This window comes from Streptomyces sp. NPDC058145 (genome assembly GCF_042884245.1).
Classification (GTDB): domain Bacteria; phylum Actinomycetota; class Actinomycetes; order Streptomycetales; family Streptomycetaceae; genus Streptomyces.
Map to the genome: position 1 here is coordinate 1 of NZ_JBHVUH010000025.1, position 26,564 is coordinate 26,564.

Below are 26,564 nucleotides of genomic sequence, written 5' to 3' on the forward strand. Positions count from 1 at the left end.
AACTCCTCACACATCTGCGCCTGTTCGGCCGTCAAATCAAGCCGGTATCTGCGGCCCGACAGCATGAATACACCCCCTCCAGTTGATGTGATCACCGTACCGGCGGCCACTGACAACGCAGCGAACTCCACCGCTGCGCGGCTCCCGCCGAGGACGAGCCAACCCCTCCCTGAAGACAGGGGCCTGCGCTCAAGAACTCCGGTCACCCACTTCACCCGGCGCCCCTGAGGCGCCGGCCGCCAGGCGCCCCAAGTCGGGCTACCGGTCGGTGGATCTCCGGTGCGATGATCCCCGCAGAGTTCGACGAGCCCGGCCGGGTGTGGCAGATCCGTGACCGCTCCGGGAAACTCCCTTCCTCACGACAGGAGTTCGCAGTGAGCAGTGTCCACCACGACGTAGACCTCCTTCCCCCGCCCCGGGTCGAGGAGGTCAGCGAGAACGTCTTCGCCTACATACAGCCCGACGGCAGCTGGTGGATCAACAACACCGGATTCCTCGTGGGGCGGCGCGGCGTGATCAGTGTGGACGCCTGCTCGACCGTACGGCGCACGCGGGCCTACCTGGACGCGATCGGCACCGTCACGTCCAAGCCGGTACGGACCCTGATCAACACCCACCACCACGGCGACCACACCTTCGGCAACCACCTGTTCGACGGCGCCACCATCGTCGGCCACGAGGCGACCCGGACGAGCGTCCTGCAGTGGGGCGAGCCGGGCGCGGCAGCCGCGTTCTGGACCGACGTCGAGTGGGGTGACGTCACGATCGAACCGCCCTTCCTCACCTACACGGAGGGCGTCACGGTGTGGTCCGACGACCTGCGCGCCGAAGTGCGCCACGTCGGCACGCCCGCCCACACCACCAACGACTCCATCGTCTGGCTGCCCGAACGGGGGGTCCTGTTCAGCGGCGACCTGCTGTTCAACGGCGGCACGCCCTTCCTGTTGCAGGGTTCCGTGGCCGGTGCCGTGAAGGTGCTTGAAGAGGTGGTCAAGCCGTTGGGCGCGACGACCATCGTCCCCGGCCACGGCGGGGTCGCCGGTCCCGAGCTGGTCGACGAGGTGCTCGGCTACCTACGGTTCGTGCAGCGCACCGCCCGAGCGGGCCGCGACGCCGGACTGACGCCCCTGGAGACCGCCCGCGAAACCGACCTGGGCGAGTACGCCGGGCTGCTCGACGCCGAGCGCATCGTCGGCAACCTGCACCGAGCGTACGCGGAGCTGGAGGACGGCCCGCTCGGCCGGACCATCGACGCAGCGGCCGCCCTCGGCGACATGGTCGCCTACAACGGCGGACGCCCCCTCACCTGCCTGGCCTGAGGGCGAGACCTCGCTCCCGGCTGTGTGAGATGAGAGCCTGGGGTCGGGGTCCCTCTTCAGATGCGACCAGATCATGGGCGTGCCGGGCCGGGCGCACGACGACAGCGTGAACACAGCGTGAACGATCCTTTCGACCTCACCACGGCCGCGTTGGTGACGGCGGACGGGTCGGGGCTGATCAAGTGCTGGAGCCCGCGGGCCGAGAAGCTGCTCGGGCACGCCTCCGCGGACATGGCCGAGCAGCCGGTGTCCGCGGTGCTGCAGGGCCCGGACGGCACGGACGGCGTGGAAGGCCGCACGGCGCCAGTCGAGGGCCGGCTGGTGGCCGACAGCTGGGAGGACCCGGTCTCGGTGCGCCACCAGGACGGCCACCGGGTCGGCCTGGGGCTGCGGGTGCGGGCCGTGCCGGTGCCCGGGGCGATGGCTGCCGCTGGCTGGCCGCGCTGTGCCGGGCCGAGGACTGGAAGCGGTGGGAAACTGGGCCCGGCGCTGCGCGGCCTGCTGACCAGTCGCCGATCGCGATCGCCGTGCTCGACGCCGGGCTGCGCTACGAATGCCTCAAGTTGTGCCGCCCGTTTGTGAGGGCTAGTACTCCAGCCGTAGATCGTGATCTTGATGGTAAGGGGCGCCGAGGCGGCAGGTGGCCAGCGTGGATCATCTCGCCCGAGATCGCCCACGCTGTCGCGGGCGTCGGCTTCTCCTTCGTCTCCCCGAGTTCACCGAGACGGAGGGCGTCCCTTATCTCGCTGAGCTTCGCGGTCGTTGCCGGAGTCCGCTCCTGCGCTTGTTCAGCGAGTCGGAGGGCTTCGTCAATCTCGCTGAGCTTCGTGGAAGACAGGACGGTCTCCCGCTCTATCAGGTCGTCCCGGGACACAGTGGTCAGCCACGTGCACGGGGTGAAGCCTGGACGCGGGAACGCGAGCCGCAGCACGCCTTCGAACGGCAGTCCTTCAGCGGCGCCCACGATCACTTCGATGCCCAGACCGCTGATGTCGACGCTCGCGGGAGCGACGACCTGCATCACCCGGATCCCGGACGTGTCCTCTCCCGACAGAAGTACGACCAGCCTCCGCTCGTCGAACTGAACCCACCAGACTTCGCCACGTTGCACAAGTCCTCCAGATACAGGACGGCAGGCAGACGCTGCGCGACCCTGATGCCCTGTGGAGACGGGTGCGGCTACCGTTGATCATCGGCGCGTGAAGACAAACGATCATACGGTGGCCGCAGGTCACAGCGTAGACCCTGCCCGCTGGCAGGAAGCGTTCGAGGGCCTGATGAGCCGGATAGCGGGACGGTTCACGCGGGTGGAATCCCGGCGCCGGGCCCAGAAGTTGGTACTCGTCCTGCTGTCGGACCTGCCGCGCAAGAACTGCTGGACCATCGCCGAGTGAGCCGGGGACAGGACCCCGGACGGCATGCAGCACCTGCTCGGGCGGGCCAAGTGGGACGCCGACCAGGTCCGCGACGACGTGCGCGCCTACGTGGTCGAGCATTTGCACGACGACGAGGCAGTCCTGGTTGTCGACGAGACCGGCGACGTGAAGAAGGGCACCGACACCGTCGGTGCCCAGCGGCAGTACACCGGCACCGCGGGCAGGATCGAGAACGCCCAGGTCGCCGTCTATCTGGTCCACGCCGGGCGGCGCGGGCACGCCGCGGTGGACCGGGAACTGTACGTTCCGCGTTCCTGGACCTCCGACCCCGACCGCTGCCGGGCAGCCGGCCTCGGTGACAAGACGGAGTTCGCGACCAAGCCGGAACTGGCCGCTCGCATGGTCACCCGATTCCTCGACGCCGACCACCGGGCCGCCTGGGTCGCGCGAGACGAAGTCTACGGCGGCAACCCGAGGCTGCGCGCCGCGCTGGAGTAACGTGGCACCGGCTACGTCCTCGCGGTGGCCTGCTCGCACGAAGTCACCACAGGCGCCGGGAAGTTCCGCGCCGACATGCTGGCCAGGAAGGTGCCCAAGAGGGCCTGGCAGAAGCTGTCCGCAGGGAGCGGAGCCAAGGGCCACCGCTTCTACGACTGGGCCGTCATCGACCTCACCGACCTCCGGCCCGGGAGCCGGCAGTTGCTGATCCGCCGCAACCGCAGCACCGGCGAACTCGCGTACTACCGCTGCTACTCGCCGGCCGCAGTACCGCTGACCACCCTGGTGCGCGTCGCTGGATCAAGGTGGCGGGTCGAGGAGCTTTTCCAGTCCGGCAAAGGCTTGGCGGCCTTGGACGAGCACCAGGTCCGCCGCTACCCGTCCTGCTCCCGCTGGGTCACCCTGGCCATGCTGGCGCACGCCTTCCTCGCCGTCGTCCGCGCGAACGAACACAACCGTCATCCCTCACCCGACGAGCTGATACCGCTCACCTGCAACGAGATCCAACGACTGTTCATCACGCTTGTCATCCAACGCGCCATTGACCCTGTTCCACCGGCTTGGCTGGTCCGTCTGGCGACGCCGCCACCAGGCCCGATCCCAGAGCAGCCACTACTGGCGACAAGCCGCTCAAGCATGAAGATCACGATCTACGGCTGGAGTACTAGGGCGCGGGTGTCAGTGCAGGATGCTCACGGCTCGTGCGATCACGAGGAGGGAGGTCAAGAGGGCGGAGATGCTCTGAATGCTCATCATGACTTTGGCGCGGGTCGACAGCGGCATGGTGTCGGTCGGGCTGAACGCCGTGGAGTTGGTGACGGACACATACAGGTAGTCCACCAAGGTGGGAACCCAGTCCGAGGCACCGCTGGCGCCGTCGGCGACTTCTTGGACGGCGTCGTCGTTCTCGTCCTGTGAGAAACGGAAGTCCGCCAGCGGCAACGCGGAACGGGGCGTCTGGGTGCGGCTGACAGGGCCGCCCCGGTCCAGCTCCCAGTAGGCCAGGCCGAAAACGATAATGTTGGTGAGCCAGACCTGCAGCGCCGCCACCAGCAGTGAGCGGCCGTCCTTCACTCCGGCGTACACCAGTTCATGGATCAAGATGGTCAGCGCCAGGAGATTGCTGATCGCAATGATGGCTACGAGCGTCAGCGAGAGCACCCGGAAGGTTTTCGTCTGCTTCGTCAGGCGTTTCGGGTTGATCGCGATGAGCGGAATCAGCAGCAGGCACTCCAGGGCGGGCAGCACGTAACGCGGAGCGACCAACAACCGTTGCGGTAGGACCAGATACAGAGCGATCGCGGCAAGCGTCGCAACCACTGCCGGCAGCCGTGCCTCCCCTCTGCGCTCGTGTCGAGGATGCCTGGTGCTCGCATCGGTACGCGTACGCGCCATACGGCCTGCTCCTTCCGTCACTGCCACGGACAACGTCACGGCACCCACGCGTCCATCAGCGATGCATGCCGCCGGGCGTCTCCAGCATCTACCCCGATCCGCACCGTTGGACCAGCGCCGAGGGAAACCCAAGGGGGGCCCGGCATCGGCGTTCTGCCCGTTGTTCCGCCGCAAAGCTCATTCTGCGGGCTCGGACTGACGTGGCGGAGTTTCTCCGTTCGACGGGAGTCTCCAGCGAAGGCAAGCCCGCCCTGGCACGAATGACATCGGCCTGTGCTCGGAGCATCTCCGCATCGGCCCGGGTCCGCTCTGCATCAGCCTGTCCTCGAGCTTGCACGTATTTCGAGAATCCTGTAAGCGTCCCCCCAATCAAGGCGCCAATAGCTGTAGCTAGGGAGACGATTGTGGTGACGACTACGGGCGCATCGGAGGGGCCGAGGTTGCCGTGATTTTGCAGTGTTGCAAGTATGTCGCGAGTACCTGCCCAGGAGAGGACCAAGAGTAGCCCGACTACCGCAAAAAGAATCGTCCAGGGGGACATTCCTCTAAGGAGGGCCCTACCGTTATTCTTCACATCTTTCTCGTTCCGATCCGGGACAGGTTGACCCGTGAGGGTGGTCCAGTACTCGGCATGGTGATTCGCAAGAGCTTCTTGGAGTTGAGGGAAGCGGAATTGGTAGACGGCGCCGACCTGGCCTGCTGGTCGCCCGCTGAGTGAACGGATCCCGGTCGACAGGGAGCGTGCGCCCGACCTCCCAGCCACGCGCACACGGCACCGGTCCGCCGCATAAGGGTCATCGCCGCACGCGAGCCGGTGCTGTCGTGTTGTGGAGGAGGCGGGCCCTGTGTGCTCTGGAACGCAGGTGCATCAGCTCTGCGAAATCTCGCGCTGATCGCCTCGTCGGTTCTCGTGGGCAGGCCCCGGCGCTGGCAGATCTTCCCGTCTGTCAGACGAAACCCCAGTTCAGGGAGCCATCTGGTCACGTGTCAGGTGGCGCAACACTCCAGCAACACCGCTTTCCCTACCGAATAGGTATGGTCCGAAGCATGGCACCCACCGACCGTATCCGAGACCACGCCGGCCAAGGCGCGACCACCGTCGCCGCCCACCGTGCGCGGCGGCGGCTGCGTGCGGACCGGGCTCGCCAACTCGCCGACCTGCTCCGCCACCAGCTCCTGGCCGGGAGATTCCCGGACGGCGCGCTTCCTCACGAGACGACCCTCGCCACGGACTACAGCGCCTCCCGCAACACCGTTCGCCAAGCCCTCGACCTCCTGCGCGCGGAGGGCCTGGTCGAACGCCTCCCCGGCGTCGGCACGGTCGTCGTGGCCCAGAAGTACCCCCACGGACTCGACCGCCTGATGGGCCTCGCGGAAACCCTGCGCGAACACGGCCACGTCACCAACGAGGTCCGTACCATGGGCCCCGTCCCCGCGCCCTCCCCGGTGGCCGACCGCCTGCACGTCCCACCCGGCACCGACGTCCTCTACATCGAACGTCTGCGCCGGCTGAACGGCCTACCCCTGTCCCTCGACCTCACGTACATCCCGCTCGACGTCGGATCCGACCTGCTCGGCGAGGACCTGGAGAACACGGACATCTTCCGGCTCCTGGAGACGCTCACCGGCACCCCTCTCGGTCACGCCGAGATCAGCCTCGAGGCGGTGAGCACCGACGCCCACTCCGCCGCCGTACTGCAGGCACCGCGCGGTGCGGCCGTCCTGATGCTGGAACGTCTCACGTACCTCGCCGACGGGCGACCCGTCGACCTGGAATTCATCCGCTTCCGCGGCGACCGGATCTCGATGAGCGGGCTGCTGCACCGGTCCCTGTGAACACCCGCTCGCGCACATTCCTGGAGATAGCCATGCCTTTGGCACCCCAGCGGGCCGACGTGCCCGTGACCATCGACGAGTCGAAGTGCATCGACGGCTGCACGCTCTGTGTGGACATGTGCCCACTGGACTCCCTCGCCATCGACGACAGCAGCGGCAAGGCGTACATGCACGTCGACGAGTGCTGGTACTGCGGCCCGTGCGCGGCCCGCTGTCCAACCGGAGCCGTGACGGTGAACATGCCCTACCTGCTCCGGTGAGAGGCCGAACTCCCATGAAGCGTACAGCACTTGCCACAGTCGCCGCCCTGCTCCTCGCACCGCTCACCGCCTGCGGTGGCAATGCGGCGGCCGGCGGTGACGGATCCACCGTCACGGTCACCGTCGGCTACCAGTCCAAGACCATCAACACGGTCACCGCGGGCACACTCCTGCGCTCCCTCGGCTCCTTCGAGAAGCAGCTGAACTCTCTCCACGACGGCCGCACCTACAAGGTCGACTGGCAGGACTACGCCACCGGCGCCCCCATCACCGCCCAGATGACCGCCGGGAAGATTGACATCGGCTCGATGGGCGACTTCCCGCTGCTCATCAACGCCGCCCGCGGTAAACAACTCGGCCGTCCCACCCACCTGGTCTCCGTCACCGGCTACAACCTCCGCGGCGGCCTCAACACCATCGTCACCCCACCCGACTCCAAGCTCACCTCCCTGCGGGACCTGAAGGGCAAGAAGGTCTCCACCAGCGTCGGCTCCGCCGCCGACGGCACCCTCGTACGGGCCCTGCAGCGCGCCGGCATCGACCCGAACGACGGCATCGAGAAGCTGAACCAGCAGCCCGCTGTGGGGGCGTCGGCCCTGACCGCGGGACGCGCGGACGCGCTGTCGCAGTTCGTCGCCTGGCCCGGCCTGCTCGCCTACCAGGGCAAGGCGAAGGCCCTCTACGACGGGGCCCAGCTGTACCTGCCCACCTTCCACGGCGTCACCGCCCGCGAGGACTTCGCCAAGAACAGCCCGGCCGTGCTGGAGGCCTTCCTCAAGGCCCAGGCCGAGGCCACCGACTACCTCGGCACCCATCCCGTGGCCGCCGCCGAGAAGGTCGCGAAGGCCACCGGCCTGCCCGCCGAGGTCGTCTACCTCTACAACGGCGCCCACGGCATCTCCACCTTCGACCCGGCCGTCAAGCCGCAGCTCGTCTCCGCGCTGAAGCAGGACGTGTCGGTCCTGAAGGCGGCAAAGCTGACCGGCGACATCGACGTGGACTCCTTCGTCGACGACCACTACGTGAAGAAGGCCCTCGGGGCGTCGTACGCGAAGCGGCTCGCCGCCATGCCGCCCGCCGCCGCGAGCGAGGCATGGCCGAAGGGCGCCCACGAGACCAAGGGCTTCAACTCCCCAGCGCAGCTGCTGGCCTACGTGGCCACCCACTCCGACGGCATCCGCGCCGCCTACGTGCCCGACGCCACCACCGGCACGCTGTGGTTCGCCGACAAGGCGGTCTGGGTGGCCGACGGCGAGAAGCTCCTGCCGTTCGTCGCGCCGGCGACCGCGCGGGCGTATGCCTCTGCGCACGGCGGTGCCCGCGTGATCACGTACGGCGAAGCCCTGGAGCGTGCCGCATGAGCGGGCCCGCGCCGCAGGCGGGCCGCTACCGGCGTCCGCTCCCGCCGATCGGCCGGTACGCGCTGCGGGTGGGTGCCGTCGCGGCCGCCCTCGGCCTCTGGCAGCTGCTGACCAGCCTTGACGTCGACCTGTGGCTGCGCTTCTCGCAGTTCCCCACAGTCACGGACGTGGGGCACGCCTTCGCCGACCGCCTCGCCGGGGCGGACTACTGGACAGACCTCACCGACAGCCTGACCCGCATCGTCACGGGCTTTCTGCTGGCGGCGGTGCTCGGCGTGGCAGTCGGCGTGCTCGTGGCCCGCTCGCGGCTGGCCGGGGACCTGCTGGGCCCCTTGCTGGAAATGGTCCGCCCGATCCCGGCGATCGCCCTGGTGCCCGTCGCGATCCTGCTCTTCCCCTCCAACGAACAGGGCATCGTCTTCATCACCTTCACCGCGGCCTTCTTCCCGGTCCTGGTCTCCACCCGGCACTCCGTCCGGGCGCTGACCCCCGTGTGGGAGGAGGCCGTGCTCACGATGGGCGGCGGCCGGTGGCGCATCCTCGGCTCGGTCGTCATGCCGGGCGCGCTGCCCGGCATCTTCGGCGGCCTGTCGGTCGGCATCGGCGTCTCGTGGATCTGCGTGATCTCCGCGGAGATGATCTCCGGTCAGTACGGCGTCGGCTACCGCACCTGGCAGGACTACACGATCGTCAACTACCCCGGTGTCTTCGTCGGCATGGTCACGATCGGCGTCCTCGGCTGGCTCACCTCCACGACCGTCGAGTTGTTGGGCCGCCGTCTGACCCGCTGGCTGCCCCGCACGTCGTACGTCCCCGGAACCCGGCCAACGGCGCCGCGCACGCTCGCGCCCGCCCAGCCCGCCGCCGCCAGCACCGACCAGCCCTCCGACACCGAGGAGGCACGCGATGAGCACCTCGTCTGACATCAAGCCCGACCTCCGTACGGTGGACCAGGCGCCGTCCTCCGTACCCGGCACCCGGCTCACCCTCCACGCCGCCATGCTCGGCCGCCCCGACGCGCCTGTCCTGGCCGACGTCGACCTGGACATCGCGCAGGGCGAGATCCTCACCGTCGTCGGCCCCTCCGGATGCGGCAAGTCGACCCTGCTGCGCAGCCTGGCGGGCCTGCTCCCCCCGTTGGCCGGAGAGATCGGCCAGGACGGGCGCCCCCTGGCCGGTCCCTGCGCCGAACGCGCCCTGATCTTCCAGGAGGACGCCCTCCTCCCCTGGCGCACCCTGCGCGCCAACATCGAACTCCCGCTCGCCATCCGCCGCGTCCCGCGCTCCGAGCGCCGCGTCCAGGCCGAGGAGTGGCTGGGCCGGATCGGACTCGCCGACCACTCCCGCCAGTTGCCCCACCGCGTCTCCGGAGGGCAGCGCCAGCGCGCCCAGTTGGCCCGCGCCCTGGCTGGGCGTCCGCGCGCCGTCCTCATGGACGAGCCGTTCGGCGCCCTCGACGCCCAGACCCGGGCCGGCATGCAGGACCTGCTGGTGGAGGTGCTGCGGGGCACGGGCGCGACCGTCGTCTTCGTCACCCACGACGTGGACGAGGCCCTGTTCCTCGGCGACCGTGTGGCCCTGCTCGGCGCCGGCCGTCTGCTCGCCGTACGGGACGTACCTCGCCCGCGCGACCGCACGGCCCACGACGACGCGGCCCGCGTGGCCCTGCGCCGCGACCTCCTCACCTCGCTCGGCACGTGAAAGGCACCCCGGTGAACCCCCGCGCGAACACCCCCTCCGAGACCCTCCGGATCCCCGCCCTCGCCGACGCCGAGGAACTGACCTGCGACGTCCTCGTCATCGGCGGCGGCACCGCCGGCACCATGGCGGCCCTGACCGCCGCCGAGCACGGTGCGGACGTCCTCCTTCTGGAGAAGGCGCACGTCCGCCACTCCGGCGCACTCGCCATGGGCATGGACGGCGTCAACAACGCGGTCATCCCCGGCCGCGCCGAGCCCGACGACTACGTCGCCGAGATCACCCGCGCCAACGACGGCATCGTCGACCAGTCCACCGTCCGCCAGACCGCCACCCGCGGCTTCGCCATGGTGCAGCGGCTGGAGTCGTACGGGGTCAAGTTCGAGAAGGACGAGCACGGGGACTACGCGGTCCGCCAGGTCCACCGCTCCGGCTCCTATGTGCTGCCGATGCCGGAGGGCAAGGACGTCAAGAAGGTCCTGTACCGGCAACTGCGGCGGCGCGAGATGCGCGAGCGGATCCGCATCGAGAACCGGGTGATGCCGGTGCGGGTCCTGACGGCGGGCGAGGGCGAGGCCCGGCGGGCGGTGGGGGCGGTCGGCTTCAACACCCGCACGGGCGCGTTCGCGGTGGTGCGGGCAGGCGCCGTGATCCTGGCGACCGGCGCCTGCGGCCGACTCGGACTGCCCGCCTCCGGCTACCTCTACGGCACCTACGAGAACCCCACCAACGCGGGCGACGGCTACGCCATGGCCTACCACGCGGGCGCCGAACTCACCGGCATCGAGTGCTTCCAGATCAATCCGCTGATCAAGGACTACAACGGCCCCGCCTGTGCCTACGTCGCCAACCCCTTCGGCGGTTACCAGGTCAACCGTAACGGCGAGCGTTTCGTCGACTCGGACTACTGGTCCGGCCAGATGATGGCCGAGTTCGCAGCGGAGATCGCGAGCGACCGGGGCCCGGTCTACCTGAAGCTGAGCCACCTTCCAGAGGAGTCGATCTCGGCCCTGGAGTCGATCCTCCACTCGACCGAGCGCCCGACGCGTGGCACCTTCCATGCCGGCCGGGGCCATGACTACCGCACCCACGACGTCGAGATGCACATCTCAGAGATCGGCCTGTGCGGCGGCCACTCGGCCTCGGGCGTACGGGTCGACGACCACGCCCGTACGACCGTCCCCCGCCTGTACGCCGCCGGCGACCTGGCCTGCGTGCCGCACAACTACATGATCGGCGCATTCGTCTTCGGTGACCTGGCCGGAGCGGACGCATCCCAGCACCAGGCCTACGAAGGCGAGTTGCCGCAGGATCAGCTGCGCGAGGCGCACGAGTTGGTCTACCGCCCGCTGCGCAACCCGGACGGCCCACCGCAGCCCCAGGTCGAATACAAGCTGCGCCGCTTCGTCAACGACTACGTGGCCCCACCGAAGTCGGGTGCTCGACTCTCCCTGGCCCTGGAGGCGTTCGAGCGGATGCGGGACGACATCGCCGCGATGGGCGCCCGCTCCCCGCACGAACTCATGCGCTGCGCCGAGGTCACCTTCATCCGCGACTGCGCGGAGATGGCCGCCCGGGCGTCCCTGGCCCGTACGGAGTCCCGCTGGGGCCTCTACCACGACCGCATCGACCACCCCCGGCGTGACGACGCGTCCTGGTTCCACCACCTCGATCTGCACAAGTCCCCCTCTGGTGCGATGGAGTTCACGGCCCGTCCCGTGGCTCCCTACCTGGTCCCGGTCGACACATTCACCCCGGCCGGCGGCCCCTCCCGGCACCTCGGCGAGGTCCACCCGGACCATGTGGCGACGGCAGGGGCCCGGGAAGCGGCGCCGGTGGCGTCGCGGCAGGAACCCACCGTGGCCGACACAGCCGCCCGCCCCCGGGCCGACGCGGACGCGCAGGCCACACCTCGCCTGCTCGAACTCCTCACTCTTGCGGAGGACGACCCTGATCTCTCCGTCCTCGCCGACTTCTTGACGGACCCCGAGTCCAGCGTGCGCCGGACGGCCGTCACGGTTCTGACGGAGATCGTGCCGCCGGGCACTGGACCGGCACTGGCATCGGTGCTCACCGATCCCGACGCCGGCGTCCGCGCCGCCGCGGTCGCCTCACTGCGCGAACTGGTCGAGACGCTGCCGCCGGAACCGGCCCTGCGCGACGGCCTCGCCGCCGCCCTGTCCGAGGCCGACCCCGCCGTCCGTGCCGCCGCACTGGACGTGCTGCGTGCCCTGCGGCTTGGTGACGCCGAGTTGTTCGCGCACTCCCTGTCGGATTCCGACATCGCCGTACGCATCGCGGCCGTGCGCGCGCTGGTGTCGGTCGACGCCTCCGTAGAGGTGGCCCGCGCAGCCGCCGTCGATCCGTCCCGCGAGGTCCGCGTCACGATCGCCAAGGCCCTGGCCACCATGGGCACAGGCTCGGACATGGCCCGCTCAGCCCTCGCAGCGCTCGTCGACGATCGCGACGCCCTGGTGCGGGGGGCAGCCTACGAGGCTCTCGGCTCGACCGGCTGCCCGGCAGCCCTGGCCGCACGCGCCAAGGCAGCCTTGTCAGACCTGGCCTGGCAGGTCCGGGCCGGCGCCGCCACCGCTCTGTCCGCCACAGACTCCGACCTGGCAGTCCCGGCCCTCGCCAAGGCCCTCACCGACCTGAACGCCGATGTCCGCAAGGCCGCTGTACTGGCCCTGACCCAGCACCGTGCCGTCGCGGACGCCCGAGCCGCCCTGGCCACCGCGACGACGGACTCGGACGCGGACGTCAGGGCCTACGCGGTGCGGGCGCTGTGACCGCGACCTGCCGTGCGGCCATGAGGCGTCCTGTGTTCCGCAGGACGTACCGTGCCACGCTCGTGCCGAGCGCGATCCCCACCACGTCGGCCGACCTCGTGTGGATACCGGAGAAGACCCGCGCGTCGACGTTCTCGTCCAAGAGCCGCTTCCAGGGGGTGAAGGTCCGCGTCACGCCCGGCGCGGTGGAGCTGATCCGTGCGAACGGGGCGGGACGCGGACCTGCGAGCACGGTCTGCGCGGCGCCCGCGTCTGGATGAGCTTGGCCGTCCCGGAGTTCTGCCCGCTTCGTTCACCGGACGTCGGTCAGGGACTCGTCCAGGCCTCGGGGCCCTCCGCGAGGCTCACAACTCGTCGGGCAGCGTGGCCGCGGCCACGTGGGCCAGGGTGACCGAGCCGAGGATCTTGCGGATGTTGGCGCGCATGGCGGTCTACAGCGGCAGCAACGACTCCGCGGTACCGCAGTAGGAGAGTTCGGGTGGGCGCACTCCCCGCACCGAGACCAGGGGCCGTCCGCGACGCGGATGACATCGGCGATGGCGATCGACTCCGCCGGGCGGACGAGCCGGTGGGCGCCCTTGCCGCCCCGCTCATTCGCCAGTTCGTTCCACCGGCCTTCGCCCGGGGCTCATGCCCCCGCTGGACGCGATGCCCCGCATACGTGGGGTCCGCGGGCGGCCGCGTCACCGGCCGAGCCGGCTGTTCGCCGACCGCGGCTACGACTACGACAAGTACCGCCGCATTTCTCCGGGCCCGCGGCATCAGACCGAAGAAGACCCGCTTGGCAGTCGAGCGCACCTTCGCGTGGCTGCACCAGTTCAAGCGGCTTCGGATCCGCTACGAGATACGCGCCGATCTCCACCTCGCACTGCTCCAACTAGCCTGCAGCATCATCTGCTTGAGACGACTCCGCACCTCATTCTGAAACGATCAGTAAGAACCTGCTGATGAAGCCCACGTGCCAATCACGGCCCCAGGCCTCCCGGGGAACCTCCGGACCAGTGAATGATCCGCGGAAACCACACTTCAGAGACCGCATGCCGTCCGAGACCGATGTAGGGGCCTGAAGTGTGGTCGCCATGTCATGTAGCAAGGTCCAGCCCCTGAGGCAGGGAGTGGCATGCGCCCTGTCCTCGCCACGAGGGCGGGACCGCGGCCGGAGGCGGGTCACGGGCTGGACGCCGGCCCGCCCGCTCCGTACCGGAGGCCGTCGAGGAGCAGGTCGAGGAGGCGGCCGGCCCGTTCGCGTTGGTCGGGAGCGCTGGTGATGAGGGCGACGCCGGCCAGGCTGAAGCCGACATCGAGGGGGTCGATGTCCGGGCGCAGGAGACCGGCGTCGGCGCCGGCGTGCAGCAGGGTGCCGAGCGCGGTGCCAAGTTTGTCGAGGGTCTCGGCGAAGGGGTCCGCGCCGGATGCGACCGCGGCCCGCAGGGCGTCCGCCATGCCCTGCTTGGCTGCCACGTAGTCGATGAAGTCGTCCATCCACAGGCGGATCGCCCGGTCTGGCGGGTTGTCGGCGAGTAGCTTCGCGGCGCTGTCGCAGACGCGGGCCAGCTCGTTGCGGTAGGCCGCCTCGATGAGCGCCTCGCGCGTGGGGAAGTGGCGGTAGAGCGTGGCCGAGCCGACGCCTGCGGCCTTGGCGATCGTGTCGATCGCCACGTCCGGGCCCTTGTCGGAGAAGGCGCGCACGGCCGCTTCGAGGATGCGCTCCCGGTTGCGGCGGGCATCGGCGCGCAAGGCGCTCGGCTTGGTGGTCAAGACTGCTCCCTTCGTCGGGGGACCAGTCTAGCTGGACAACCGGGGAGTTCCCCGTTTACCGTTGCCAGATAACTGGGGAACTCCCCGGTTACGGGTTTCGGCCCGTTGTGCTGCCCAGGCAAGGAAGACCCTCATGACCTCTCCGAAGACAGTTCTGATCACGGGTACGTCCTCCGGTATCGGCCTGGCTGCCGCCGTCGGCACCGCCCGTGCGGGCTGGGCGACCATCGCCACCATGCGCGACATCGGCAAGGCCGGGGCCCTACTCAAGGCCGCAGCCGAGGCGGGTGTCGCGGACCGGATCCAGGTCAAGCGGCTGGATGTGACCGACTCTGCGGGCATCACCGCCTGCCTGGACGAGGTCGTCGCCGAGCACGGCCGCCTGGACGCGCTGGTCAACAACGCCGGCGCCGCCCAGGTCGGCACCATCGAGCAGAGCAGCGTGGACGACGTGCGCGCGGCCATGGAGGTGAACTTCTTCGGCGTGGTGGCGGTGACCCGGGCCGCCCTGCCGCACCTGCGTGCGTCGAAGGGCCGGGTGATCACCGTCAGTAGCGTCGGCGGCGTCGTCGGCCAGCCCTTCAACGAGGCGTACTGTGCGGCCAAGTTCGCCGTCGAGGGCTTCATGCAGTCCCTCGCGCCGGTCGCCGCCACCGTCGGGGTCGATGTCACCGTGGTCCAGCCGGGCGCGGTGGCGAGCGAGTTCGTCGCCAATCTCGGCCTGGATGTCCCGACGCTGCTCGCCGGCGCCGGGCCCTACGCCCCGGCGCTTGAGGCCTACGTCACCCGCACCCTGCAGTCGTTCGGCAACGCCCAGTCCCCGGCAGAGGCAGCCGCCCCGATCGTCGACGCCCTGACCGTCGCCCGCCCGCCCTTCCGCATCCAGACCTCGCAGTGGGCCCGCGACTTCGTCTCCGCCGCCCTCGCCGACCTCGACGGCTCCGCCGTCCAGAACCTCACCGGTACCTGGGTGCGCTGACCGCGCCGGGTCCCAGTGGGTGCACCTCATCCCCGCCCGCCGCCGCCACACCGCCGCCGCGCCCCGCCCGACCTCGACCGGCGGCAGGCGCCCGGCCGCACCCGGTCCGCACGAGGGCCGCACAACCAACCATTCACACACCGCGGGATGACCCGCAACAGCAAGGAAGATCACATGGAACTCCGCACCCTCGGCAGCCAGGGCCTGGCCGTCTCCGCCGAAGGACTCGGCTGCATGGGCATGAGCGCCTTCTACGGCAGCACCGACGAGGCCGAGTCCCTCGCCACCATCGACCGCGCCCTGGAACTGGGCGTGACCCTGCTGGACACCGCCGAGAGCTACGGCCCGTTCATCAACGAGCAGCTCCTCGGCAAGGCCCTCGCCGGCCGCCGCGAGCAGGCCGTCGTCGCCACCAAGACCGGCATCGAGTTCACCGACGACGGCACGCTCATCGGCCGCAACGGGCGCCCCGAGTACGTCCGTCGTTCCCTGGACCGCTCACTGCGCCACCTGGACACCGACCACGTCGACCTCTACTACCTGCACCGGGTCGACCCGCAGGTGCCGATCGAGGAGACCGTCGGCGCCATGGGTGAGCTGGTGGCCGCCGGCAAGGTCCGCTACATCGGCCTGTCCGAGGTCGCCCCGCAGACCGTTCGCCGCGCCCACTCCGTCCACCCGATCACAGCGGTCCAGACCGAGTACTCGCTCTTCGAGCGCGGCATCGAGGACGACGGGGTCATGGCCACCCTGAACGAGCTCGGGATCGGCCTGGTCGCCTACTCGCCGCTCGGACGCGGGTTCCTGTCCGGTGCGATCACCAGCCCGGACGACTTCGCCGCCGACGACTTCCGCCGCACCGACCCGCGCTTCCAGGGCGAGAACTTCGCCCGCAACCTGGCCGTGGTCGACGAGGTTCGCCGCATCGCCGCCGGCAAGCAGGTCTCGCCGACCCAGCTGGCTCTCGCCTGGGTGCTGCACCAGGGCGCGGTCGCCATCCCTGGCACCAAGCGCCGCCGCTACCTGGAGGAGAACGTCACCGCCACCACCGTGGCGATCACCGATGAGGACTTGGCCGCCATCGACGCCGTCGCCCCACGCGGCATCGTCTCCGGCGACCGCTACGCCCCCGAGCTGATGCAGAACCTCAACGGCTGACCCCCGTGGCATGTCGGCGCTGGACTACCGGCGAGTTCCCCGGGTACGGCGACCAACCGGGGCGGTACGGAAAGTCCCGCCCGGAACGGGCATCGGAGTAGCGGACCCAATTGGCATCGGAGCCGTGTCCGGCTCCGAGCCGCTCGGGATGAGCGCCCGCCGTACTGCTCGTCAGCGCGAGTCGGCAGACCGCCCGCGCCCACCCCCGTCACCGCTTCACCATGCGCCTGATGCGCTACCCGCCGGCTCGTCCCGGATGGCCGTTCTCGCTCCCTCAAGCCGCCCGACTCGCGCATCCATCTTCAATCGAGCTGCCGGGCCCCTCCGCACCAGGCGGTGCCGGCTACCGGCATGTGGGATCGGAGATCGCCGAGATGGTGTAGGGCGGATGCCCCGGTGGCTCGTCGAGCTGACTATTGACTACGTAGAGGCGACAGCCGTGACGAGCGAGGGTGGTCGGCAGGTCGAACCGGTCACCGGTGATCTGATACTCCACCCTCCCGCTGCGAAGGTCGCTACTCAGCTCGGCGACGTAAACCCCCGCCGGTGCACCGTAGTTGAGCACCGCGTAGAGATGTCGGCCGCGCAGCAGCATGCCGTCCGCCCCGAACGAGTTCCCACCAAGTTGCACCTCTTCAACGGCCTTCGTGCCGGTGTTCACCCGCCACACCGCCTCCGTTCCGTTGGACGCCACGAGCAGCGTCCTGCCCGTGCGGTCAGCCGTGATGCCGTTGAGCAGCCAGTACTGCGCCGGAAACTGCGGAGCAGCGCTGCGGATGTCGATCCATGGCCGTAGTGGGCCCAGGCGACCGGCGCGCAGATCAGCCTTATGGATCACCGGATTGGCCCAGTCGGTGACGTACACGGCGTCCTTGGTGATGACGAGATCGTTGAGATTCGCGGCGCCGAGGGGACCGTCCTCGGCGGTACGGCGGGCAACCAGCCGCCCCCTTCGATCGTGGACCGTCAGGATCGAGCCGCCCACCGAGAAGATGCGATGGCGGGCATCGGTGTGCACCCCGAGCGCGCTCGGACGATCGACGATGCCCTCAGCGGCGAAAGGCCGCATCTCGGCGTCACCGATGCGTCCCTTGAACAGCCGGCCGGTGCCTTCGGACGTCACATACATGGTGCCGTCCGGCTCCACCGCGAGCCCCTCGGGCAGGATGCCAGGATCCCGCGAGACGACGTAGACCTCGGGAAGGTCTCGAGCGCCCGCGGGAGCAGCCTGGCCGGCCGCCGCAAGCAGCACCGAAGCCCCCAGACAGAACAGACGTGTCATGACGCGCATCCATCCACCTCCCGAACGATGTCGTGCAGGGCCTGCTGCACCAACTGCCCCCAGCCTGACCTGACTCGGACACACACGCCCGGCCTTTCAACCGTGGCTGAAAGGCTGAATCGAACCGATAATCGGTGCCGTGATCCGACTTCACTTCTCGGCCGACGACCTGCGACGCATCACGCTCGCACCGCGTCCTGAGGCACTGTTCGAAACAGCGCTCAGCGTGCGCTTCCTCCTCGGGGCAACGTCACAGCAGGTCGGCCGACGCAACGAGTTGGCCCGGTGGCGACGCGAGATGGGCGGTGTCTCCGCAGACCGGGCGGGCATCCTCCTCGACCTGGTCCGCCACACGGCGTACCTCCCCGACTTCCTGCTGCAGCCTTCCGTCACCTCTTTCGCCGACGGGGTGCAATCCGCCTACTCGACTCCCGACCGGCAGCTCCACGAGGACCTGTCGCCACTAACGGTGCCCGCAACAGGGGTGAGCGTTCCACACGCACACCTTCCGACAGCGGGCGACCGCCTCCGCCGGCTCGCGGAAGGCAGCCCGCAGGCACGCCACGCACTCGCTGCAGACCTGCACCACTACCACGCCACGTCGATCGCGCCCCTATGGCCCCGCGTCACCGCCGCCGCCACCGCCGACCGCGCCCTGCGCGCAGAAATGCTCCTGCGCGGCGGAGTCGACGCCCTACTCACCACACTCGGCCCGTCGTGGCGATGGCAGCCACCGACTCTCCACCTGCCGTCGTCCTGGGATGTCGACGTGCAACTGTGCGGACGGGGACTGCTGTTGATCCCCTCCTACTTCGCCACCACACCAGTCATGCGCTACCGCCCGGACGACTCGACCGTCCTGCTCTACCCCATGCACCCCCAGCCCGACGCCACACCAACCGACGAGGACGCACTCATACCGCTCCTCGGCCGCACCAGAGCCACCGTCCTCGCCGCCCTCCGCACACCCGCCACCACCACCGCACTCGCCGAACGCACCGGCATCTCCCCAGCCGGCGCAAGCCAACACGCCAGCATCCTGCGCAACGCCGGCCTCATCACCACCGAACGCATCGGCACCGCAGTACTCCACACACTCCGCCCACTCGGCCACGCACTACTCGCCGGCAGTCCCTGAACAGGCCTTGGTACAGGACGTCTCATCCGTGCAGTTCGCAGGTACGCCGGTCCACGCGTCACACCAGAAGACGGGCTTCCCGCCAGCGCTGCCTACAGCAGTCGTTCAGCTGACGAAAACGCCATTCCCCGGCCACTCCCCCACCGAGCGCCCAGGCCACCTGCCGGGCTCCCAACCCCGACGAACCGACACCCGTCTCAACGGCTCCGCGCCCGCCCCCAAGGACCTACGGCCCTCGCCCCAGCCACAGCAGGAGGACCCGGCGGCGCCGAACCCTCCCCTCGGCGTGACCAACTGGATTGGACGCGAGGGTACGGCGGTACTGCCATCCGACGTTGCCCAAGTCATCAAGCGCGCCCTGCGCGAGGGCCAGAGCCCGACGGCTTCAGGCTCCTTCTTCGCCGGCTTCGCTCCCCCACCCTGAACGGAGCGGAAGGTGAGCACCGCATCAGGACTTCGATCCAAGCGCGTCTTAACGGTGTTGGCGGGTGGCCGGGTCGAACGTGCCAGGTCGTGCACCGGTGCCCGCGTCCGGTGCCGTTGCTGTCACCTGCGGACGTCAGTCGGGAGTTAGCGCCTCTTGCGGATCTTGCGCCTCTTCTCCTTGGCTTCCTGCCTGTGTCGGATCGTTGAGATCGTCGGTCAGGGCCACTTCGACGCCGCCAGTGTGTCGCGCGGTGTAGTTGTACATGAAGCCGCACAGGCAGGCCACGCCGGTGCCTAGGAGGACCTCCAGTGCGACGGCCACTGAAGCGATGATGAGCGTCTGCGACAGCGTCGGCCCCTCGCCCGGGGCCACGATGTCCACAATCACCGACGTGGCGAGCACGGCGCCGAGGACGCACACCCCCAGGCCCCCCAGAAAGAGGAAGCTCATCACCGTGACCGACCAGGGGTTGTTCTCCGATATTCGCATGCGGATGGACCGGCGCGGTGGAGCGTGCGGGAGGGTGTGATCACGGGTCGGCGCCGGCCACGGCGACTCGGGCTCGGGCACCGTCGATGCCGTCACGATGCGGGACGCGATTCTCGGTGCGCGCTTACGAGACACGCTGAGGGTCCTGTTGCGCTTGGTTCGACTCATGTTCACTCCCTGGCTGGTCCACACCTGCGACGTTATGGGCAGGTGTGCGGCCGCGCACCCCCGACGATGACGCTGAGTGAACGGGAGTGCGCCGACCGGTGAAGGCGTCGGGTACCGGCACTGGCCGCCGACACCCGACGGTGAACAAGCCGCCGCAGTCCGCCGCCGCCCGGTGGTACATCCGTACGACTACGACAACCATCACCCGTTCGGTCGCACGGTGAACGCGGCCAGCTTGCCGCCAGGTAGCAGCCGTGATCGCTGGCTTCGCAGGGAGGCTCCGTGATCGTGATAGCTCGACTCGTCCCGATGGTGCTGCCTCTCATGATGTTCGGGCTGCCCGCTCTCGAAGACCGCCTGTTCCCGTACTGGCAACAGTGTTGGACCTGTGCTTGAAACGCCTGGCGGGCTGGTCGATCGTCGACCACATGCGCACCGAGCTGATAACCGACGCGCTCAAGGCCGCCGCGAGAGCCCGGGGTGCCGACGGCCTGCGCGGGGCGATATTTCACAGCGACAACGGGGCGCACCATGTGGCGAAGGAGTTCGCCCAGGCCTGCTCGGAGCTGGGCGTGACCAGATAGCGCGGCGCGGTCGGCACAAGTGCGGACAACGCCGCCGCGGAGAGTCTGAACGCGACCATGAAGCGCGAGACGCTCCAGGGCCGCAAGCGGTGGAACGGGGCCAGTGAGGCCCGCCCCGCGGTCTTCCGCTGGGCGACCCGCTACAACATCCGCCGACGGCACTCCCGCCTCGGCCAGATCAGCCCGATCACCTACGAACGGCGCTCAACTACGCTGGCCACCGCCGCATGACAACCGGTGTCCACGATCACGGGGAAGGCCCCCAGCTGTCCGCCATCGGCATGCGCTGACGTAGATCAGCCGGTAGTCGTACCTGACATCTGCCCCGGGTCTGCCATAACTACGCTGTGCGCAGAGGCGATCGACTGCCTGGATACAGGGCGCCATCAACTTCACGCCCCGCCGTTCTTATCGAGCGTGGCTGCTCGGCCGTGACGTGCGTGGGGTTGTGTCCACTGGCGGGCCGTGGGCATCCGACTGTGATCGTGGACCATGACCTGCGGGCGCTGATGGAGCTGTTGCTGCCGAACTGGCCAGGGGAAGGCTTCCGTCCCGAACCCGGTGTCGACCTGGTAGAAACGCTTCGAAGGGGGAACATGGGTGGCTTCAAGTGCGGGTGCGGCAACTTCTTCAGCGGTGCCCACAACCCGGGTCAGCAGTTCCGGCTCGTCCCCGACGAGCTCTTCGACCAGATCGCCTGGCCTGCTCCTGCCGATCTCGACACCCAGGAGCGGCAGCGTGCCGTGGAAGCGTCGTTCTCGTCGCTGTACGTCTGTGGCAACTGCGGGCGGCTTCACAGGGACGGCGAGAGCGGATCGATCATCTCGTACGTCGCCGACGTCTCCCTACCTCGCATCTGGGCCGACTTCGCCCTGCGGGATGGCATCGGTCGAATCCTCCTCTGCCAGGACAGGAGCCTTGCCGACATCCGCCGCCAGAAGCTTCTCCTCAACCCGCCTTTGCCCGTAGTCCTCTACGACGAATCGGGTGCTGAGGCGTTGGGGGAGGCGGAGTTCGGCCTGGACGCTTCCGGCGGCTACGACGAAACGCTTTGGGCAGTCAGGCTGGATGACCGCCCCGCCTGAGGATTCGATGGTCGGCTCGCGGCTGGGCGTGTAGGCACACTCCGGTGTTTTGTCTGGAGGTGAGGGGGGCGGGGGGAACAGGAGATCCTCGAACGCGTCCAGCGCAAACATCATGAGCATGAGTAGAACCGGGACAAGCAGGGCGAACACGGCCATGACGCCTCCCAGAGGGGAAGGACGCGGCGGTTGTCGGTCCGCTTTCAGAGTGGGCCAAATAGGGGAATGCCGCATGCCCGAGCATGCCCGAAACGGGAGGATGTAGGCCGTTCGGGTGGATTAGTGCACGGGCGGATTCCAGGCTCATGGCGGTCTACTGACCGCTGGGGGCCTCACTCGTCCGGTCGTGTTCACTGCTATTGGTTTCAGCTGTGGGTGTCAGACAACGATGACGGCTTGACGCGCTTGCGGGAGGCGCGTAGTGATCGCCCGCGCGACGATCAGATTGATCACTGCGACCATCATGTGCCGTCGTTGCCGTCGCTCGCGCTGCATACAGGGCCGCGTTTGACATGCGCGCTCCGCTTGTTCCAAGTCAGCGTCGGTGTGAGCCGTGAAGCATGCGTGAGCCTGCTCTGCCGCTCGCCGGGGATGGGCGGAATCTGTGGCTGAAGTTCACGGCGATGTCCAGTGCCAGGAAATTCCTTCCGCTGTCCGTCCGAGCGCGCAGCAGGATACGGTGCTCGGCCACCGGCACCGCTTCGGGGAGCTGGAGGTTCCACGTCTGCTGCCACGGTCCGGCAGCCGGCCTGAGGTCACCCGCGAGCCTCGCGCCCAGGCTCTCAAGCAGGTCGGGCAGTCTGTAGTTTCTCTCGAGCATCTTCACCGGCCCGAATTTCATGATCACGTTGCAGGCGACCCGGGTCAGGTCGACGGGCTCTTTGAGGTGGCCGTTCATCTCCCAGCAGGCCTGGTGTCCCAGCCAGGGCAGAGCCGGGGTCAACGTGATGGCGAGGCGGTCCAGGACGTAGGTGCTGTCGCTCACGTCTTCCACCAGGAGGATGCTCATGTCACTCCTCACCCGTTCGCGGGCCGGGAAAGCGCCAGGAAGACAGCCGGGGCGGCGGCCTGGAAACACGCCCTGGCGGGCGGAAACCCGCAGGTGGGGCGGCCGGTGAAGTGGAATGGCCGCGCGGACACCGGATGCCGCGCGCCCGGCATCCGGCACCGGCAGGGGTGTGCGCGGGGCGCGACCGTCGGACAATGGGTCAAACTGGGACCCCGGCCCGATTCCGGCGGGCCGGGGCTCCACAGTAAGCGGTCGGCCGCGGACTAGTACTCGTCGTGGTGGCGCTTGATCACCCGGAAGCTGGCCACAACACCATCGTCGATGTCGATGCCCTCGACGCATCCCGGGCGTACGCCGTAGCTGGAGCTGTGGGGCCCGACGGTGGCGACGGGAGCGCCGTTGTCGCAGACGGCCCCGCGGAAGACCTCGACGGCCTTGCGGCTTTCGTTGCGAATGTTCAGGCTCTTCGCGCCCAGGCCGCTGACCACGGTGATGCAGTCGCCGGGGTGGGTGGAGTACGACCGCTCGTTGATCTGGATGCGGCCCTCCTCGTCACCCCGACCCTCGTTGTCGTCGTTCCTCTCGTTGCCCTTGCCCTCGTTGCCCTTGCTGTTGTTGCCTTCGTTGCCCTTGCTGTTGCCGTTCTGCCCGTTGCTACCGCCGGATGCGGCGGCAACAACGGCCGGGGCCTCCTGGGGCGCCGAAGCGGAGGCGGCCGAGGCGTAGGTGAGGCCGGTCGCGGCCATAGCTGCGACAGCCGAAACAGCAGCGGTGACCGCGGTCGAGCGAAGCTTCATCTTGCTATCTCCTGTCTGATGCCGGCCCGTCAGCCGGCTTGTGAACGAACGTACCTACAGTTGACATGACGGGCACATCAGTAGTTCAGGGATATAGCTCCGATCAGGGTATTTATGGCCATACATCAGGAACTGACGAAGCATCATATTTTAAGCAAATAAAGCAGATTGACGTACTATTAGACCTTTCGAGTGATCTCCTGACGCCTACTCACTCTCGTGTCGCGGCGCGTCGCTGCGGACGCGGTGAGGTGAGTCGTGTTAGGAGGAGGCCAGCCGCGCCAAGGCACGCCGGCTGGCCACACAGCCCAGAAAGAGATCGCGGAGCACCCCGGTGATACCTGGCCTGCGGGGCTTCTCCAGGGCGTCCGCCTTGCCGTGCTCAGGGAGCCGACGCGGCCGCGCCGCTCGCATGTGTGCAGTTCTGACCTGAGCCACCGAAAGTCCACCACGACGGCGGGGGCGTCGCATGAGCACCCGCCACATGTGTTTCCAGCGACCACTCATCGGCCACAGCCAGGCTTCTCCATCCGTCACAAGCCGCACACAATCCGGACGGGTATTGCCGACACGGCGTGGCATCGGGGCTGGGACTGGGGCTCTACTCACCATGTGACATGGACCGGCGGGCGGTCGGATGGCAGGGCCCTGCTTGGCAGGCATCGGGCTGGCCCTGGTGCTCGGGGTGGTCGGGTTGCTGCCCCCTGGCTCTGCTCGTCCGCCTCGGCGATGCTGCGCGCTGAGCGGGTGGGGGTCGCCGCAGCGGTGGCGACCGACCTCCTGAACGGGCTCTCAGGTTGCAGCCACATCTGCAACGCCGCGATCTACGGCGTGAGGGACAGGCCCGTCATGTGAATGTCTTACCAGTGGTTGAATCCGGGCCCATGGAGCAGCTGGCAAGCGAGTGCTGAGAATCCGGCTCCTGGCAGTTCGCCATCACGAGCTCGGCGGCCAGGCGCTACTCGGAGCACCCGAAACAGCACCGCGAACGGACTCTGGGACGGAGCGACCTCGGTGCGACGGGTGACGTCCTGGTGCGGGTGCTCCAGCGCACTCGCGACGAACCGCTGGCTACCGGCCAGCAGCAGCTCGAAGGCTTCACCGGGGGGTGTGGCCTGGATCGCTGTCATGGCCGCAGGCTACGCCGACCCGGTGGACACCCGCGGCCGGGTCGACGCTCGGTGGACTCCGCACCTCCGGGATCGGCACGCCAGACGCCGTGCGATGTCCCCCTCGATCCCGCCCCCTGGGTGCGCCGTGCATGCGCAGCCCTCCGGCCCACCACGGACCGCCCGAACCGGTTGGCCATGCGTAACCCTCTTCCCACGACGCCGTCGCAACCGCCCAACGACACCGCCGCGGGGCAGGGCGTACGCCACAGGGGGGGCCTGCCGGCCGGCCAGTGCGGCCACGCGGCGCCAAACCAGACGGGCCGCGTCGGGACACCGCGATTAGGCGGGTCCCGATCACGGCGTACGCCTCGTACGCGGCTGCCACCCCTTGCCCATGAGCGAGTTTCGACGGGCGGGTCAGCTGGATCTTTCGTAGATTGAAGAGCGAGCGACTGGCAGGGAAAGCGTGTGACACCGGAGATCGACTACCTAGGGGTGTTCGCCGCCCTTCCGAGCCCGTGCCTGGTGCTGGGCACGGACCTGGTGATCGCCGATGCCAACCCGCTCTTCTGCGAGGTGACCGGGCGGAGCCGTGGCGAGCTGGTCGGGCAGTACCTCTTCGACACCTTCCCGGACAACCCCGCCGACCCGGAGGCCGGCGGGGTGGCGATGCTGAAGGACTCACTGCACCGTGTCCTGTCCTCCGGCCAGACGGATCACATGGCGTTGCAGAAGTACGACGTCGCGATCGCCGGCAACCCCGAGGTGTTCAAGGAGCGGTGGTGGACCGCGATCAACGTGCCCGTCCTCGACCGAGACGGAAAGGTCGCCTGGATCATCCACCGGTCCGAGGACATGACCGACGTTGTCCGCGCCCGCCGCACCGCGCACGTGCCATCTATCCGCCCCGGCCGGGAAGCGGCCATGGAAGCCGAGCTGTATGCCCGGGCACGGCAGCTGCAGCGGCTGAACGAGGAACTGCGACAAGCGCACGCCCGTGAACGGCGCATCGCCGTCGCCCTGCAAGAAACCATGCTCCACACTCCGGACCTGGCCCGGCACCCGGACGTCGCGGTGCGTTATCTGCCCGCGACCGGATCGCTGAACGTGTGCGGCGACTGGTACGACACGGTCGACCTGCCCGCAGGCCGCTTCACCGTCGCTGTCGGCGATGTGGTCGGCCACGGGCTCATGGCCGCCACCGTCATGGGCAGGCTCCGCAGCGCGCTGAGCGCCGCCACCCGTACCGTCCACGGCCCCGCCCAAGCACTGGAAGTCCTGGGGCTGTACGCACGCTCGATCGAGGGAGCACTGGCTGCCACCGCTGTTCAAGTCCTCATCGACTGCCACAGCCATCTGCTCATCTACAGCAGCGCCGGCCACCCCCCGCCCGTTCTGCTGCACCCGGACGGCACCTGCGACCTGCTCGACCGGGCCACCGACCCACCGCTGGGCGCCCGCCCCGAACACGTTCCCCGCCCCCAGGCAACCATGACCTTCACTCCCGGCGACACCCTCATCCTCTACACCGACGGTCTGATCGAACGCCGCGATGAGGACATCGACGCCGGCCTGACCCGCCTGACCGACATACTCGCCACCTGCACCGAGTTCGGCGCTGAACACCTCGCCGACGCACTCCTCGCCCGCCTCGACCTCACCAGCGGCGCCATCGACGACATCGCCATGGTCATCGTCCGCCTGGACCAAGCGACCCAGCCGTTCTGATCGGGCCGATGTCCTCGTTGGTGATGTGCGGCCGTTGCGGTAGGCGGCGACGGTGCGGTCGTAGCGCAGCAGGTCCGGCAGGACGGTCGCAGGGTCTATTTCAGCCTCGTCCACGCTGTGGTCGCCGGCGTGAGCGAGTGCGTCGCTACCCCAGCGGTACCGGATGGGCCTTGCCGGATACGCTCGGCACTCTCCTCGGTCGAGACGACCGTCTCAGGCCCCTGCCTGGTGGTGAAGGTGCAGGGGGCCACGTCGCGCAGCCGGAGCAGCGTGAGCGGCTGAATCAGGCGACCACTCGCGCGGAGCGGGCCGTCCTGCTTA

At 68.9% G+C, this 26,564-nt stretch carries 20 protein-coding genes and 6 pseudogenes; 17 read left to right on the forward strand and 9 right to left on the reverse strand.

Annotated features, from left to right (window positions below):
- Nucleotides 1–374: 374 nt before the first annotated feature.
- Both ACFVVO_RS36020 and ACFVVO_RS36025 read left to right on the forward strand, forming a co-directional pair.
- A complete protein-coding gene (locus ACFVVO_RS36020) occupies nucleotides 375–1,319 on the forward strand; it encodes an MBL fold metallo-hydrolase (protein ID WP_390060803.1) in 945 nt (314 codons plus the stop codon).
- A 117-nt stretch (nucleotides 1,320–1,436) separates the two neighbouring features.
- The gene (locus ACFVVO_RS36025; RefSeq protein WP_390060805.1) at nucleotides 1,437–1,901 is read left to right on the forward strand and encodes a hypothetical protein; all 465 of its coding nucleotides are present in this window, start codon (nucleotides 1,437–1,439) and stop codon (nucleotides 1,899–1,901) included.
- A gap of 127 nt (nucleotides 1,902–2,028) precedes the next feature.
- Here the strand turns inward: ACFVVO_RS36025 and ACFVVO_RS36030 are convergent.
- A pseudogene (locus ACFVVO_RS36030) lies at nucleotides 2,029–2,430 on the reverse strand (type II toxin-antitoxin system PemK/MazF family toxin); the annotation flags it as partial.
- A gap of 166 nt (nucleotides 2,431–2,596) precedes the next feature.
- On the opposite strand from ACFVVO_RS36030, the pseudogene ACFVVO_RS36035 reads away from it, so the two are divergent.
- Nucleotides 2,597–3,833: pseudogene (locus ACFVVO_RS36035) on the forward strand (IS701 family transposase).
- Between the two features lie 38 nt (nucleotides 3,834–3,871).
- Here ACFVVO_RS36035 and ACFVVO_RS36040 read toward each other — a convergent pair.
- The gene (locus ACFVVO_RS36040; protein WP_390060806.1) at nucleotides 3,872–4,588 is read right to left on the reverse strand and encodes a hypothetical protein; all 717 of its coding nucleotides are present in this window, start codon (nucleotides 4,586–4,588) and stop codon (nucleotides 3,872–3,874) included.
- Between the two features lie 1,047 nt (nucleotides 4,589–5,635).
- Between ACFVVO_RS36040 and ACFVVO_RS36045 the strand changes: the two genes are divergently transcribed.
- The 7 genes from ACFVVO_RS36045 to ACFVVO_RS36075 are packed head-to-tail and all read left to right on the forward strand — an operon-like array spanning nucleotide 5,636 to nucleotide 12,792.
- Nucleotides 5,636–6,424: a GntR family transcriptional regulator gene (locus ACFVVO_RS36045; RefSeq protein ID WP_390060808.1), complete on the forward strand. Its 789-nt coding sequence runs from the start codon at nucleotides 5,636–5,638 to the stop codon at nucleotides 6,422–6,424.
- A gap of 32 nt (nucleotides 6,425–6,456) precedes the next feature.
- Nucleotides 6,457–6,684, forward strand: a complete 228-nt coding sequence (locus ACFVVO_RS36050) for a ferredoxin family protein (RefSeq protein WP_016437651.1) — start codon at nucleotides 6,457–6,459, stop codon at nucleotides 6,682–6,684.
- 14 nt (nucleotides 6,685–6,698) lie between these two features.
- On the forward strand, nucleotides 6,699–8,045 hold the full coding sequence (locus ACFVVO_RS36055; protein WP_390060810.1) for an ABC transporter substrate-binding protein: 1,347 nt from the start codon (nucleotides 6,699–6,701) through the stop codon (nucleotides 8,043–8,045).
- The gene (locus ACFVVO_RS36060; protein ID WP_390060812.1) at nucleotides 8,042–8,968 is read left to right on the forward strand and encodes an ABC transporter permease; all 927 of its coding nucleotides are present in this window, start codon (nucleotides 8,042–8,044) and stop codon (nucleotides 8,966–8,968) included. The genes ACFVVO_RS36055 and ACFVVO_RS36060 overlap by 4 nt, the downstream gene beginning before the upstream one ends.
- Nucleotides 8,952–9,746: an ABC transporter ATP-binding protein gene (locus ACFVVO_RS36065; RefSeq protein ID WP_390060814.1), complete on the forward strand. Its 795-nt coding sequence runs from the start codon at nucleotides 8,952–8,954 to the stop codon at nucleotides 9,744–9,746. Before ACFVVO_RS36060 ends, ACFVVO_RS36065 begins: the two co-directional genes overlap by 17 nt.
- 11 nt (nucleotides 9,747–9,757) lie before the next feature.
- Nucleotides 9,758–12,532, forward strand: a complete 2,775-nt coding sequence (locus ACFVVO_RS36070) for a fumarate reductase/succinate dehydrogenase flavoprotein subunit (RefSeq protein WP_390060816.1) — start codon at nucleotides 9,758–9,760, stop codon at nucleotides 12,530–12,532.
- 20 nt (nucleotides 12,533–12,552) lie between these two features.
- Nucleotides 12,553–12,792: a hypothetical protein gene (locus ACFVVO_RS36075; RefSeq protein WP_390060818.1), complete on the forward strand. Its 240-nt coding sequence runs from the start codon at nucleotides 12,553–12,555 to the stop codon at nucleotides 12,790–12,792.
- Between the two features lie 46 nt (nucleotides 12,793–12,838).
- Here ACFVVO_RS36075 and ACFVVO_RS36080 read toward each other — a convergent pair.
- Nucleotides 12,839–13,133: pseudogene (locus ACFVVO_RS36080) on the reverse strand (Rrf2 family transcriptional regulator); the annotation flags it as partial.
- 26 nt (nucleotides 13,134–13,159) lie between these two features.
- On the opposite strand from ACFVVO_RS36080, the pseudogene ACFVVO_RS36085 reads away from it, so the two are divergent.
- A pseudogene (locus ACFVVO_RS36085) lies at nucleotides 13,160–13,457 on the forward strand (IS5/IS1182 family transposase); the annotation flags it as partial.
- Nucleotides 13,458–13,699: 242 nt separating this feature from the next.
- On the opposite strand, the gene ACFVVO_RS36090 reads toward ACFVVO_RS36085, so the two are convergent.
- Complete coding sequence (locus ACFVVO_RS36090; protein WP_390060820.1) at nucleotides 13,700–14,290, reverse strand: TetR/AcrR family transcriptional regulator; 591 nt, start codon at nucleotides 14,288–14,290, stop codon at nucleotides 13,700–13,702.
- A 61-nt stretch (nucleotides 14,291–14,351) separates the two neighbouring features.
- On the opposite strand from ACFVVO_RS36090, the gene ACFVVO_RS36095 reads away from it, so the two are divergent.
- Together ACFVVO_RS36095 and ACFVVO_RS36100 are read left to right on the forward strand one after the other, a co-directional pair.
- The gene (locus ACFVVO_RS36095) at nucleotides 14,352–15,269 is read left to right on the forward strand and encodes an SDR family oxidoreductase (RefSeq protein ID WP_390060822.1); all 918 of its coding nucleotides are present in this window, start codon (nucleotides 14,352–14,354) and stop codon (nucleotides 15,267–15,269) included.
- Between the two features lie 174 nt (nucleotides 15,270–15,443).
- On the forward strand, nucleotides 15,444–16,427 hold the full coding sequence (locus ACFVVO_RS36100) for an aldo/keto reductase (protein WP_390060824.1): 984 nt from the start codon (nucleotides 15,444–15,446) through the stop codon (nucleotides 16,425–16,427).
- 343 nt (nucleotides 16,428–16,770) lie between these two features.
- Here ACFVVO_RS36100 and ACFVVO_RS36105 read toward each other — a convergent pair whose 3' ends face one another.
- Nucleotides 16,771–17,709, reverse strand: a complete 939-nt coding sequence (locus tag ACFVVO_RS36105) for a hypothetical protein (protein WP_390060826.1) — start codon at nucleotides 17,707–17,709, stop codon at nucleotides 16,771–16,773.
- Nucleotides 17,710–17,848: 139 nt separating this feature from the next.
- On the opposite strand from ACFVVO_RS36105, the gene ACFVVO_RS36110 reads away from it, so the two are divergent.
- Nucleotides 17,849–18,847 (forward strand): ArsR/SmtB family transcription factor, encoded by a 999-nt coding sequence (locus ACFVVO_RS36110; RefSeq protein ID WP_390060828.1) that lies wholly within the window; start codon nucleotides 17,849–17,851, stop codon nucleotides 18,845–18,847.
- 559 nt (nucleotides 18,848–19,406) lie between these two features.
- Here the strand turns inward: ACFVVO_RS36110 and ACFVVO_RS36115 are convergent.
- Nucleotides 19,407–19,931, reverse strand: a complete 525-nt coding sequence (locus tag ACFVVO_RS36115) for a DUF3566 domain-containing protein (protein WP_390060829.1) — start codon at nucleotides 19,929–19,931, stop codon at nucleotides 19,407–19,409.
- Between the two features lie 368 nt (nucleotides 19,932–20,299).
- Between ACFVVO_RS36115 and ACFVVO_RS36120 the strand changes: the two are divergent.
- Both ACFVVO_RS36120 and ACFVVO_RS36125 read left to right on the forward strand, forming a co-directional pair.
- Nucleotides 20,300–20,746: pseudogene (locus ACFVVO_RS36120) on the forward strand (transposase); the annotation flags it as partial.
- A gap of 254 nt (nucleotides 20,747–21,000) precedes the next feature.
- On the forward strand, nucleotides 21,001–21,600 hold the full coding sequence (locus ACFVVO_RS36125) for a hypothetical protein (RefSeq protein ID WP_390060831.1): 600 nt from the start codon (nucleotides 21,001–21,003) through the stop codon (nucleotides 21,598–21,600).
- 532 nt (nucleotides 21,601–22,132) lie between these two features.
- On the opposite strand, the gene ACFVVO_RS36130 is transcribed toward ACFVVO_RS36125, so the two are convergent.
- The 3 genes and pseudogenes from ACFVVO_RS36130 to ACFVVO_RS36140 form a co-directional block, all read right to left on the reverse strand.
- Nucleotides 22,133–22,606, reverse strand: a complete 474-nt coding sequence (locus tag ACFVVO_RS36130; protein ID WP_390060832.1) for a hypothetical protein — start codon at nucleotides 22,604–22,606, stop codon at nucleotides 22,133–22,135.
- Nucleotides 22,607–22,869: 263 nt separating this feature from the next.
- The gene (locus ACFVVO_RS36135; protein ID WP_390060834.1) at nucleotides 22,870–23,403 is read right to left on the reverse strand and encodes a hypothetical protein; all 534 of its coding nucleotides are present in this window, start codon (nucleotides 23,401–23,403) and stop codon (nucleotides 22,870–22,872) included.
- Nucleotides 23,404–24,364: 961 nt separating this feature from the next.
- Nucleotides 24,365–24,533 (reverse strand): annotated as a pseudogene (locus tag ACFVVO_RS36140) (carbonic anhydrase); the annotation flags it as partial.
- Nucleotides 24,534–24,983: 450 nt separating this feature from the next.
- Between ACFVVO_RS36140 and ACFVVO_RS36145 the strand changes: the two are divergent.
- Nucleotides 24,984–26,243, forward strand: coding sequence for a SpoIIE family protein phosphatase (locus ACFVVO_RS36145; protein WP_390060836.1), 1,260 nt, complete (start codon nucleotides 24,984–24,986; stop codon nucleotides 26,241–26,243).
- Nucleotides 26,244–26,564 lie beyond the last annotated feature (321 nt).

Bases quoted from the DNA above. Each gene is read 5' to 3' on its own strand.
- ACFVVO_RS36040 (WP_390060806.1), bottom strand. From the start codon at position 4,588: ATGGCGCGTACGCGTACCGATGCGAGCACCAGGCATCCTCGACACGAG.
- ACFVVO_RS36045 (WP_390060808.1), top strand. From the start codon at position 5,636: ATGGCACCCACCGACCGTATCCGAGACCACGCCGGCCAAGGCGCGACC.
- ACFVVO_RS36050 (WP_016437651.1), top strand. From the start codon at position 6,457: ATGCCTTTGGCACCCCAGCGGGCCGACGTGCCCGTGACCATCGACGAG.
- ACFVVO_RS36055 (WP_390060810.1), top strand. From the start codon at position 6,699: ATGAAGCGTACAGCACTTGCCACAGTCGCCGCCCTGCTCCTCGCACCG.
- ACFVVO_RS36060 (WP_390060812.1), top strand. From the start codon at position 8,042: ATGAGCGGGCCCGCGCCGCAGGCGGGCCGCTACCGGCGTCCGCTCCCG.
- ACFVVO_RS36065 (WP_390060814.1), top strand. From the start codon at position 8,952: ATGAGCACCTCGTCTGACATCAAGCCCGACCTCCGTACGGTGGACCAG.
- ACFVVO_RS36075 (WP_390060818.1), top strand. From the start codon at position 12,553: ATGAGGCGTCCTGTGTTCCGCAGGACGTACCGTGCCACGCTCGTGCCG.
- ACFVVO_RS36100 (WP_390060824.1), top strand. From the start codon at position 15,444: ATGGAACTCCGCACCCTCGGCAGCCAGGGCCTGGCCGTCTCCGCCGAA.
- ACFVVO_RS36105 (WP_390060826.1), bottom strand. From the start codon at position 17,709: ATGACACGTCTGTTCTGTCTGGGGGCTTCGGTGCTGCTTGCGGCGGCC.
- ACFVVO_RS36115 (WP_390060829.1), bottom strand. From the start codon at position 19,931: ATGAGTCGAACCAAGCGCAACAGGACCCTCAGCGTGTCTCGTAAGCGC.
- ACFVVO_RS36130 (WP_390060832.1), bottom strand. From the start codon at position 22,606: ATGAGCATCCTCCTGGTGGAAGACGTGAGCGACAGCACCTACGTCCTG.
- ACFVVO_RS36135 (WP_390060834.1), bottom strand. From the start codon at position 23,403: ATGAAGCTTCGCTCGACCGCGGTCACCGCTGCTGTTTCGGCTGTCGCA.